This window comes from Cytobacillus sp. BC1816 (assembly GCF_051353635.1).
Lineage (GTDB): Bacteria > Bacillota > Bacilli > Bacillales > Cytobacillaceae > Cytobacillus > Cytobacillus oceanisediminis_C.
Map to the genome: position 1 here is coordinate 3,024,849 of NZ_CP195611.1, position 12,897 is coordinate 3,037,745.

Sequence of the window (12,897 nt, forward strand, 5' to 3'; positions counted from 1 at the left end):
GAAATTTGTCTATAATCCAACGATGTTATTTATTAATATATTTCTCACTTAAACCTTTAGGAACACGCTACGCTAAAGCTTTAGCACATTGGGGGGCAGGCACCAAAATTAGGGAAACGATCCCTTCCACCGTGCTGACGGGTGAACTGATTAAGCAAAGGGTAAAAAAGTGCCTGTTCCCACATTAGCCTTTTACGGACAGGCACAAACTTGATTAAACAAATATCTCAATCTCTATATAGCTTTCATATTCATCACTTCAACCCATTCACAATATCCTCAAGGTTTCTTCCGGCTAACTTTTCTTTAGGTTTATCCTTCACTTTCACCATCGGATTCACCTTTAAGAAATTGTTCTGGATATATTTCATATCTTCCATATCAACCTTGCCGTCAAAATTGAAGTCTGCCTGGCGATCAGCTGTTCTCCAATGTTCTTCTAGATAGACAGCATCTTTGATATCCACGATTTGGTCATTATTGGCATCTCCTGCAACTGCCGGGAAGAATTGGATAAATTGTTGCTCCCCATATCCTGCTTCACGGCCGATCTGGAATTCTTTTACTACTTTAAAATGGCCTGGTGCTTCAAATATAAGTGTCATGTTTTCTTGTGTGGACGGCAGCAGTATCTTGAATTTGCCATCATTAATCACTTCACCTTGATATTCATTGCCTGCCTGATCTACAGCTTTAATGACTGCGCCAAGTTGCTTATAGTCAATATCTGTGGTTAAAAGTTTTCCATACTTATCACGAAGGAATACTGCTTCACCATTCATCTCGCTTGTTAGTTCAGAAAGGCTGGACCATACTTTGACAGAAGGAGAAATTCCTTCTAAAGCAATAGTGGTATTATCTGTTTTCGTCAGTTTAATTCCGCTTGATGTTAATGGAAGATAGCTGCTGTAAAATGTATTATTCTTCAAGTTTACTTCAATGTTCAATAATATCCCGCTTTCAGAAGCATCGATGGCTTCGCCTGTTTTTGATGTTAATGTAATGGACATTCCTTGAGGCGTTTCCGCTGTTTCCAATATCACCTTGTCTTTCAATTCATCTACCACTTCAACAGTATCTATACTTAAATTCGTTTTATTAAATGTATAAGTATTAGTTAATTGTTTCCATGCCACGTGGTTATGAGCTGAAACAGAATAGTGAATGTTTTCTCCTGTCTTCACTTCTTCCTTGTCAGGTACAGTAGCGAGATAAGGAGTTCCCTTTCTTACGTAGAAATATTCTTTTTGAAGGGAATTAACTCCCGCCCTGTCCATTCCTTTTACCGTATAGGAAACTACCTTTCTGTAACTAGGCAAATAACCGTTAATTTGGAAGTTTCCTGCTTCATTAACAGTAGCATACTGATCATACCCCCTGTCGCTGGCTAGGTATGTCACACGATTATTCCCTTGATTCACTTCTATTCCCGCTCCCTTAGCAAGGTCGATTTGCGGATCTTGAATCGCCCCTGGTATGATGAAGGAAGCATCAGAATCCACTTCAATGATTCTCTCTTTGAGTTCTGTGTGAAGGGTTGGCATCTCATTATCCAGGACGAACGGCTTTTCGATAATCGTTTGTTTACCATCATCAGCTGTAAATACAAATTTTGTTTTAAAAGTCCCTTGAATAGCTTCTTTGGTTTCATAAGCAATCGGCTGACGGGGATCATTCGTTAATGGGTAATAACTGCCGTTAAAATAACCATAAAGGTTAACATGTGTATTCTCTTGAATAAACCTTCCATCCATGCTTCCAAGGAAGCCAATTTCCTTATTAGTTTCTGTATCCACAAGGAAAATGTCTATGTTCTTCATGTGAGAGTTCAGTGAAAAACTTCCATTTAAGCTTGGAGAACTTGAATAGCCATTTTCTCGTACTGTAGATAAAAAGTTAGAAGATTCAACATAATCTACACCCTCTTTCACTTTTCGTACTGCAAATGGAAGCTGATAGACCTCACCTTCCTGATTTACATTGGTAAACGTCACATACCCTTCGTAAATCCCTATTTCTGCTGCTTCTGGTATGAGCAGGTTAACTGATATCTCTTTTTTCCCGTTTGCTTTCAAGGCAACGGTTTCAGCAGTCTTCAGCTCTACCCCTTGCTTCTGTCCGTCTAAAGAGCCTCTCGCATTCACATTAAAGCTTATATCAACTGAGTATTCTTGATCTTGATCCGAACGATTTTGCAGAGAAATCTCTCGGGAGTCTACAATATCAGAACCCGTTACAAACTTGGTGCCAAAGCTTAAAGCACCTGTTAAGTCTTTTACGGTCTTAAATTTACCATTTTTCATATGAGGAGCCGTATCCTTTACTTGAATAAGGAGCGATGCTTCAGCTGCTTCAAGCGCATCCACTTTCCCAGCACCCAAGTCAAAAACACTGTAGTTCGGCTCTAAATCATCTGCTGTATTCATGAGCATACCCTTAATGTCATCGGGGGCGCTCTTTGGATTTGCTTGAAGAAGCAGGGCTGCGATTCCAGCCACATGAGGTGCTGCCATAGATGTGCCAGAGAACTTTGCATAGGATTGTTTGTAATCATCCACTTGATAGTAGTACTTTGGCACTGTAGATAAAATATTCCCGCCCGGTGCGACCACTTCCGGTTTTATATCATACGTAAGTCTTGCAGGACCACTTGAACTAAAGAAAGAAATATAATCATCCCTTTCTATTTCTCTTTCTTTAATTTCATCAAATGTTACCGTCACTTCTTCTGTTTTCAGTGCATTCGATAATTCCTTTGCTAAACTGCCTTCCATCGTGAAAGCCGGAAGCAAATGTGGGTCTTCTGGGAACGAATCGGAAATAAATCCTCCGTATTTGGAATAGCCAATGGCTACAGCCGCGCCTTTTTCTTTTGCAATGGAAAATGCGACATTTAGTCGTTCGGTGCCCCCCGTTTGAATTAATACAATTTTGCCCCTTACATCTTTTCCTTCATACTCTGTCTCAGTCCCTTGACCAACATCTACTATTGGAAGTGTTTTTCCTTTTAAATCACGAGGATTGACTCCTAATTCAGACGTTGAATAACGAAGTTCAATATTTCCTTGCAACTGGCTAGATTGAAGTGTTCCCGTGAAATTGGGATAGCTTACCTTTGTATCCGTTGATCCAACTGTAATGCCAAGCGCAGATGTGGCCGGTGATCCAACGGAATAAAGTCCCGGGCCTTCATTTCCTGCGGCCAGAACAGGCGTGACACCAGCAAGAGCGGCATTGTTAATGGAAGCCGATAATGGCGAGAGCGGATCATTCAGAACATCTCCAAGCGAAAGGTTAATCACATCCATCTTGTCTTTTAAGGATTGTTCAATTCCCTGAAGAACATCTTCGATTGTCCCTGATCCATAAGGCCCTAAGACGCGATAAACATATAAATCTGCGTCAGGTGCCACTCCTTTTACCGATAATGGCGATTTGCCATCCCCTTGACCTGCAAGGATCCCGGACACATGAGTGCCATGAGACGTGTAATACAGCGTTGGATTGTATAACGGTTGTCCTGATTCCTTCCACTCTTCGTAGGTCGCTTCCATCGGATCGTTATCCTCATCTACGAAATCATATCCGCCTTTATAGGCATCCATCAGATCCGGATGATTATAATCAATTCCCGAATCAAGAACAGCTACTTTGACTCCTTTCCCCGTCAAACCCTTCTCATAAAGCTTATCCACCTGTGACATTTCATGCGGATGCTTCCCTATATATATACTGCTTTGCTCAGCTTCATTACTAACCGGTTGTATTAGCTCTACCTTTTGATTTTCCCAAATGTTCTTTACATGTTTGGATTCTGCTAGTTTGCTAACTTGAGATGCAGGCAGTGACATTGATACCCCATTATAGGATTCCTGGAAAGAACTTGTAATCTTTCCTTTTACCTTTAACTTCTTAAGATCTTCTTTAAAATTCTTATGTTCTTTCTCTACCTGAGCTTTCGCATCGTTAATCGAAAGCTTATTACCTTTCAACTCTTCAAGCAATACATTTGTCATAGGTGCATTTCCTTTAAACTCTACGATGACTGAAATTTCTTTATCACTTGATAGATCAATCGTAGAAGGAAGCTGGATACCTACATCTGCAGACGCGCTCGTAATCACTTTTATGACCCGTCTTTGTTCTGGAGTTATATTGTTCAATACTTCTTTATATGTCACAACAGACTCCGTCTTTGCTACGACAGAATGTGGCTGTGCCAAAGGCAACCCACTCATGACCAAAGCACCTGCTAACGCAAAAGTCGACAGCCCCTTTGAAAGCTTCGATGATACTTCCTTTCCCAAAATTATTCCTCCATTCTCAATTAAAATAGAACTTTAATAATTTAAACCATGAAAAACTCTTAATCAAAAAGTCTATCGATACTGAAAAACAATTTCCCTGTTTCTCAATGACCTCCTTTGTTGGCTTAATAACCGTTTAAATCTACCATCTTAGTGGGTAAGATAACACTAAGATCACTGACTAAAATAAAAGAAGTAGATTCCTTAGCTTTAGTGAATGTACAAGAGTAGGATGTTTTGCTATCTTCATACCTTCTTTATCATCTTTGAATGTTTCATTCGCAAATGTCGTAAACGGTTGTTGGATGGTCATATCAAATTTTCCTAAACTTATAACAATACTTTAAACTTCATCCATTTTCATCACCTTGCCTTTTTTGGTATTCTCTCATGATTTGATCAAAACAAGAATTATGCATAAGGGGTAAAATGCTCTTGCTAGCGTACTATCTTCTCTACTACTTAAGTTTTAGTAAGACGTCGGGAATAACTTCAGAGGGGAAATGAAAAAGGCCGGGATTCGTTCGATCACACAGAAAAAATATCGCACTTCTTCCAGTAAACACACAGTGGAAAAACGTGAAAATCTGCTTGAACAGGATTTCACCACCGAAACCATTAATGAAAAATGGGCTGGAGACATCACCTATATCAAGACACTTAGGGATGGTTGGTGCTACTTGGCTTTTGTCATGGATTTACATTCAAAAAAATTATTGGTTATTCATTTTCACGAACAATGACTACGGATCTAGTCATTAAAGCGTACAATAATGCGTATGAAACGCAAAAACCCGATATAGGGCAGATTCTTCATACGGATCTAGGATCTCAATATACCAGTGACGAGTTTGAAAAGGTGTCAATCAAAAGGAATCAGACAATCAATCAGTAATAAAGGATGCCATACGATAATGCTTGCATGGTGTCATTCAAGCCATTTTGACAAAAGAAGAGATCCATCATGTCACATATATCGATTATCAATCGGCGAAAATAGCTTTATTTGAAGGCTGGTACTAAGAGAATTCACGGAAGTATAGGCTACAAAACCCCTCAAGAGTTAGAAAACTATATTAGAGGTGTAGCTTAGTCACTAAACTCTAATTGTCCGCATGCTTTATATGGAGTGGCGGGCATGATAGCCTCAGGCGGCAAAAGCCGATGTTAAAGCATCATCCTAATTACTCTGTGAATGATTAATGATCCCTAACTCCTCCATAATTTCATGATTTCGGATATTGTCCTGACAATTTCATTTCAATGGCTTTCATTTTTGTTTCTTCTGAATAAAAGTTCTTCTTTCTTCCCATAAGAAAAACACCCTCTTAATATCGTATTTATTTATACGACTCAGGGGGTGTTTTTTCCATGTCTCATTTAACTGGGTCTCTTCACTTATCGCAGACTCGTCTTTTCTATTCTATTAATACTCAAATTTTACAAAAGGGAGGCTGATATGGTTACAGACCTTGGTGATCTACTCAAGCGGTTCGAGGTAGGCCACGGTCGCAGCGTCGAAGTTAGAGTCCAGTCCGAACTCCTTATCTAAAGAGCTGTTGCTCGAGCCGGTGACGAATACTCGTTTTCTGGCGTCGACTGCGACTGCACTTGCACCATCCGGCGCGGCTGTTGCATCATAGGCGGCCGACCACACCTTCTCACCGTTCTCTAGGTCGTAAGCGATGTGAAGTAGTCGCTCCGTGTCGCCGTATCAGTGGATTCTCCTGTCACGACTGCCCGAGTGCCGTCCTCGGTGACGGTAACGTCCCAAGCAATGTCCAAGCCGTTAGCCGTACCGTTGTGTACCGAGACCCACAACTCCTCACCGGTTGCGACGTCATAGGCTATCGTGGCGTAGTCCATGTTGGTACCGTCGACGTTTCCGGTCACGACGACCGTGCTGGCGTCAGGCGTCGGAGCCACAGCGCGCGGAACGTCGGTCCCCGAGCCTCCATACTCTGAGACCCAACGTTGTTCGCCCGTGGCGAGGTCGTATCCGACAGTATGCCAGTCGGTTTGTGCGTTGAGGTTGCTGACAGCACCCGCGACGATCACGGTGTCACCGACGATCGCGACCGAGTCGGCAACATCGATTCTGCCCTGGGAGCCATTGTGCAGGACATCCCAGATTTGCTTGCCCGTGGCAGCGTCATAGGCCACGGTGCCCCAGTCGGTAAGGCCAGTGCCCTCGCCGGCACTTTGCCCAGTAATGACGACCGTCCCGCCGTCCGCGCTCACCGCAATGGCACGGGCGTCGTCGGTGCCTTCCACCTCGTCATCGTAGTAGGACAACCAGCGTTGAGCGCCGGTCGCAGCGTCATAGGCGGCTGTGGCGTAGTCCAACTGGGTCCCTCCCATGTTGGAGTACCCGGTCACATACAATGTCGACCCGTCCGGGCTAACCACTATGTCCTTCAGCACGTCCGATGCGGCGCCGGGACCATCCTGCCTCACCTGCCACAGCTCTTCGCCGGTCGCACCGTTGAGGGCCATTAAGACGGCGTCCCCACCGCTAGTGCCTGCAATGTACAATGTCTCTCCGTCCGGGCTCATCCCGAAGCCGCCCGGTTCGTCAGATCCGCCCTCTGAGCCGTCCCACTGAACTGACCACAGCTCCTCACCGGAGTCAGGGTCGTAGGCGGCAGTGAGGATGTCTGTGACTAATCCACCCGCCACTGGCGGTGCGCTCGTCCCATTCATGTACACCCTCTTTCCCTCCGGGTGCAACAGGAGCTCTTCTCCAGAGTCTTTTGAGGTGCCGAATTGGCCCCGCTCGCCGTCGTAGCGTGCGGCCCATTCCTCGTCACCGGCCTGACGTGCCCGAAGTACGATAGGCGAGCGTACAGTATGCGTGCCATCTGCCCAGCTCAGCTGCCCACCGTTATAGGTGAACTCCTCGGCGTCGGTCAGCGTGAAGGTGACAGAGAACGATGCGCTCTTCCCCGGTTCAATGGTGAGAGTACTCGGCTCAACTTTGACGTCGACACCCTTGAGGCCAGTGACGGACGCAGTGTAAGTGGCCTTCGTTTCCCCGACGTTGGTGACCGTGCGGGTGACCGTCTGGGTGCCGTCAAGCAGCCCGATCGCTATCGATGGCGTGTTCATGTCGCTCGGGTCTAAGGAGTGGCCCGATTGTTTTAGATTATCGCACACCGCCTCATCGACACCCTGTGTGGACCCGCACAGGAAGGCAAGCCAGTCCTCGGCGTTGCTCTCGTAGACCAGGCCGGGGTCGGTAGCGTCGTTAGGCTGCACATGCCCGGCGCCCTGGCCGAAGGTCACCGATGGATCGTTGGCATCGCCGTCGAGGACGTTAGACCCGGTAGTCATCAGCGCGGACTTGATCATCATAGGCGACCAGTCCGGGTGAAGGTCGCGCAGCAGGGCTGCGAGACCGGCCACGTGCGGCGCCGACATAGAGGTACCGCTCATCAGGTTATACTCCATGCCACCCTGACCCGGGGGCGCAACCGCGGCTAGGATGTCCTGACCCGGAGCGATGAGGTCCGGCTTCAGTACATCTCCGCCACCAGCCACGAGTGGGCCTCGGGAGGAGAACTCAGCGATGTAAGGAGCCTCGGCGCCGTCTTCAATACGCGCCGCGGAGATGGTGGCGGTCGCACCGTTCGTGGCAGCGTATGCCTTCAATTCGGCAAGGGCCGAGTCGGCCAAATGCAACGTAGGAACTGCATGGAAGTCAGAGTTCAGAGTGTTCTCGTACGCGTTGACAAGGATCATGCCGACACCCCCAGCGTCTGCGACTGCGAGGCTCTTGTTGATCCGGGCCGTCGATCCGCCACGTTCACACAGGACGATGTTACCCTCGACCTTAGCTGGGTCAAGCACCGGTTTTCCACCATTGTCGATGTCGGCGTAGCAACGTGCCGCCAAATTCTTGTTGGCTCCGTCCAACGCTGCGTCTCTGCCTGAGATGAGCGGCACAGGGCCGACGGCTGAAGCAGCTGCCGAGGCGCCCGTGTAGCTCTTGCCGTTGCCCAGTGTGACTGTGCCTGTGGTAACCCGGTTGTGGGTTCCAGCTGCGACTGTCGTCACCCAGGGACTCGGGTGGGCCACCGTCGAAGTGGACGGTCCAGAGTTCCCCGCGGAGGCTGAGACGAACACGCCGACGTTCGCGGCGTTAAGGAAGGCGACCTCGACGGGATCGAGGAAGTCCGTGCTGGTGCCGGAGACAGAGTAGTTGATAACGTCGACACCGTCAGCAACCGCACTTTCAATCGCGGCTAACAGGTCAGAGGTGTAGCCGTTGGCAGTCGATCCGTCCTCAGTGGACCAGAGCGCCTTATACGCGGCGATCCGCGCGCGTGGAGCGATGCCGCTGATTTCACCGAATACCTCCGCCGGCCCGGTTACGTCAACTCCGTGGTTACCTGCTGCCGTTGAGGCAGTGTGGGTGCCGTGTCCGTTGTAGTCACGCGGTGAGAGGAACTCCCACGGACGTGTCTCCTTCAACACGTCGTTTCCGCCCCACCCGGCGTTGAAGTACTGGGCAGTCACTAGCTTGCTATTGCACAGGTTCGCGTCCCAAGAGTCGTCCCCGACCGTCTCGGCCGAGGCACAGGTGCCTCGGGAGTCCTTCGGCCTGCCCAAATAGGTGCGCTTGCCGTTTTCATCGCGATCGGAGAAGCTGCTTGCTTCCGGCCAGATCCCGCTGTCGATTACGCCGATCACGATGTCCTCACCGGCTCCTGGAACTTTCCTGCCTCCGTTCGGCCCGCCGAGATGTTCCCAGAGGCCGTCTTCGTCATCCAATCCGAGGAAGCTTGGCGTCGAGGCGGTGTTGATCTCGTGCAGCACATCCTCGTGCACTGCTAAGACCTCAGGCTGCTCGGCCAGCTTGGTGGCCTGGTCGCCAGTTAGCTGCGCTGTGAAGCCGTTGTACGTATAGACATAGTTGTAGATTGGGCTGCCTCCGTTAACCTTCGTCAGCGCTGCTCGTTGGCGACCTCTCAGATGTTCGGCATAGTCCTCCACCTCTTGCGCAGCAGGGTTCATCTTGCTGCCTTTGTGGGGGCGCGTCGGTTTCAAGCCCTTCACGCCACCTTCATAGGTAACGACCGGGTCCAGAGCCATCTGGATGAGATATGTCCCCTTCTTACGGGCTTTGGTGCGGGCTTGGTCCGTCGAGCCGCTAGCCGCTGTTGTCACTTCGACGGCACCACGCTCGGCGCTCGCCGAGTTATTACCACTTGTTTCTGCCCCTGCAAGTCCAGGTGCAATAAGTGAAAAGATCATTAGGAAAGTTGCTATCATACTGAATGCTCTAACCTGTTTTTGTTTTCTATTCAACATTCTTCCTCCCCTCAAAATGTTAACCTCGAAAAACTTTTTATCTACTAAATAAAAAGTCTATCGATACTGAAAAACAATTTCCCCGTTTCTCAATGACCTCCTTTGTTGGCTTAATAACCGTTGGATGGTCATTTCAAATTTTCCTAAACTTATAACAACACTTTAAACTTCATCCATTTTCATCTCCTTGCCTTTTTTGGTATTCTCTCATGATTTGATCAAAACAAGAATTATGCATAAGGGGTAAAATGCTCTTGCTAGCGTACTATCTTCTCTACTACTTAAGTATTAGTAGACGCCGGGAATAACTTCAGAGGGAATGAGAAGATCTTTTAATAAATGCATAAAAAAAGTTCCTATTTCAGGAACCTATGTGAATCGGTACTAGCTTATTTTGCACCGCAAAAATCACAACTTGCGATCTGCTTTTTACATTTAATTTCTTAAAGATTTTGCTAACATGTATCTTTACGGTTTTATCACTTATAAATAGGCGGCCTGCTATTTCCTTATTGCTTAAACCTTCAACTAGGCAAAAGAGAACTTCCTTTTCTCGATCGGTTAATGCAGTGTCTTCATTTTCAATATTCTTTTGTTGATGGAATGAAAGCAGCTTTTTGGTCATCGAAGGGTGTATCACGGACTCGCCACGTGCAACTGTTCGAATAGCCTCTACTACCTGATAGGAAGGGGCGTCCTTTAATAGATAACCATCTGCTCCTTCGCGAATCGCTGACATAAAAAACTCTTCATGGCTATGCATGGTGAGCACAAGTATTTTTATGCCAGGGAACTGTTTTTTTAAAATACCCGTAACTTCTACACCGCTTCTAGCAGGCATATTGATATCCATTAATATGATATCTGGTTTGCATTCGTTTACTTTTATAAGAGCATCTTCCCCTGATACCGCTTCCCCAACTACTTGAACATCTTCTTCCATCTCTAAAATATTCCTTAATCCATCTCTAAGAACTGCATGGTCATCTACTAGCATAAGCTTGATCAACTATGTCTCCCCCTTCTAATCCCATTTTCGGTATATTCATCGTCACTATTGTTCCAGCTCCTTCCTTACTGTCTATTTGCAACGAAGCATTGATCTTATCAGCAGCATCATTCATTTGCAGTATGCCAAAGTGTGGCTGATTACGAGCTTTAAGCATGGCCTGAAAAAGTGAAAAACCTTTTCCGTTATCTTTGATTTTCAATAAAATATTTTCGGTTTGATAGCATAATAAGATATCTATTTTTGATGCCATTGAATGTTTTATGCTGTTATGAATGCTTTCTTGAAAAGTGTCAAATAATACTTTTTCTGCCATAGGACTAAGCTGAATCTCGTTTCCTCTAATTACAAAATAAATAGCTTGATTATATTCCTGGCGTAAATCTTCAATTTTGTTAGAAATAGCAGTTGTTAAACCTACTCTTTCCGTTGGGTACGGGCGTAATGCATAAATAGATTCACGAACTTCCTTCAAGCTTTCCCGTAGTCCTTTAATACTTTCCTCTATTAATTTTTTCGTTTCAATAGGATGTTTACTGAATTTTTTCTCTGCCGTTTCAAGCTTCATAACTGCACCTGCTAAAGTTTGAGCGATTCCGTCATGAATGTCCCTAGCAATCCGATTTCTTTCTTCTAAAATAATACGCTTTTCCTTTTCCGTAATTAGCATTCTCGTTTTAATGTTTACAGCAAGCTGATTGGCAAGTGTAGCAATGGATTGTACCTCATGATCTTCAAAGCTTTTGGTCAGGCTTCTTGCCACAATGAACATTCCTACTGCTTCATTTTCAACAACGAGAGGCGAGTAAACGAATGTTTTTAAATCCTTTTCAAAACATTCTGTAGCAATTCCATCTTCTTTTTTTCCATAAGTGTATAAAGTTGGCTTTCTTATTTCTTCAAAGCCCTCTAATGTTACCGTTCTTACACTGAATCCTGGAACTGTCCTCCCATCTTGAAAACGCAGCCTCCACTCTCCCTCTTCCTTAATCCATAAGATGCTTGCCTCTACTTTAATTAACTCATTAAAGCTTTTCTTAAGAGTAGACAGCCATTCTTTTGTTGGAAGCATTTGATTTAATTCTGTCGTCATTGAAAAAAGTGCTTTCATTCTTTTTTTCTCCCTTTTAAGTCTCGTAATGGTTGAGCTTATAAGGGAGAATCCCACTAACGGTGAAAAAAAGGAAAAGTATGAAAAAATATCGACTTCGCCTCGGTCTAGACCTCCTAGAAGGTAAAGGAGAATTCCATATACAAGCGATACAGCTGCACTGCTTAATTCCGTAAGTGTTTTTTGCTTCCACATCTTAACTGAGTATAATTGCGGTCGTATGAGGTGCAAAATATCCACGATTGCATTATTAAAAATACTAAAGAAGCAGAGTAGAAAGAGGTACTCTGTGATTCCTCTTACAGTCGAGATTTCGATTAATCTCTCTATCATCGGATGAAAGAGCTGCAGCATGTATAAGCTGGCAAAAAAACTCAAGACCAATTGGGCGGGGTTGAAAAGAATTATTCGCAAAGGACGGCGTCTAAATATGTAGACTAAAAGGATAACAAATGCATATGTAATAGACATAGCGGGAAAACCGTAGGCAAGATAGAGTATATATACAAGGGGAAAGGATACGGATGTAAAACCTTTCCATATTGGCATTGGATAATACTCACTAATAAATAAAAATACAACTAAAAGTATGAAAATCAAAAAATCATCTACTTTTTCAATATGGAAACCTGAAAGTAAAATAACTGTCCATCCTATCATGGAAATAATCCAAAGAAAATATTTGGAATACTCTTCTCTTTTTTTAAAAAGGTATTTTTCCAACCTCTTCCACCTCCTTTGATTAAGAATATTCTGTTATTTGATTTTATCTTTATAACTATTAAAATACAACAAAAAGAAATAGTGTAGATCTGATAATAAGCGAGGAGAAGTATAAACTTTTCTTTCGTAAAGAATGGGTTAAGAACCTTTGCAGTCAATACACTCAGATTAGAGGGAAGTAGATACTTAAACTCCCCATGAGTTTAGAATTATGAGACCTCAAAAAATATAAAAAACCCAGACACTAGTCTAATGGCGAAACCACTAACCAATGCTGGGCAAAACCTATTCAAGGTTTTGTTGAATTTATTATTTCAAATTAAGTTGCCTAAAGCTATTCATCTTAAGGGGTATTTTTATAGTACAGAAGTATTACCGTAGTGTCTTTATCTATATCCAATTAAAAATATCAGTTTGATTATCTATCAGAATTC

At 44.7% G+C, this 12,897-nt stretch carries 4 protein-coding genes and 1 pseudogene; 1 reads left to right on the plus strand and 4 read right to left on the minus strand.

Going from position 1 to position 12,897, the window contains the following annotated elements:
* Positions 1 to 254: 254 nt before the first annotated feature.
* Entirely contained in the window at positions 255 to 4,307 is a 4,053-nt protein-coding gene (locus ACR42H_RS15470; protein WP_436371645.1) for a S8 family serine peptidase, read from the minus strand.
* A gap of 503 nt (positions 4,308 to 4,810) precedes the next feature.
* Here ACR42H_RS15470 and ACR42H_RS15475 point away from each other — a divergent pair.
* A pseudogene (locus tag ACR42H_RS15475) lies at positions 4,811 to 5,400 on the plus strand (IS3 family transposase); the annotation flags it as partial.
* Between the two features lie 578 nt (positions 5,401 to 5,978).
* On the opposite strand, the gene ACR42H_RS15480 reads toward ACR42H_RS15475, so the two are convergent.
* From ACR42H_RS15480 to ACR42H_RS15490, 3 genes are all read right to left on the minus strand, one after another.
* Positions 5,979 to 9,620: a S8 family serine peptidase gene (locus ACR42H_RS15480; RefSeq protein WP_436371647.1), complete on the minus strand. Its 3,642-nt coding sequence runs from the start codon at positions 9,618 to 9,620 to the stop codon at positions 5,979 to 5,981.
* A gap of 361 nt (positions 9,621 to 9,981) precedes the next feature.
* Positions 9,982 to 10,629: a response regulator gene (locus ACR42H_RS15485; protein WP_113885192.1), complete on the minus strand. Its 648-nt coding sequence runs from the start codon at positions 10,627 to 10,629 to the stop codon at positions 9,982 to 9,984.
* Positions 10,604 to 12,463, minus strand: a complete 1,860-nt coding sequence (locus ACR42H_RS15490; RefSeq protein WP_436371649.1) for a GAF domain-containing sensor histidine kinase — start codon at positions 12,461 to 12,463, stop codon at positions 10,604 to 10,606. Before ACR42H_RS15490 ends, ACR42H_RS15485 begins: the two co-directional genes overlap by 26 nt.
* Positions 12,464 to 12,897: the final 434 nt, after the last annotated feature.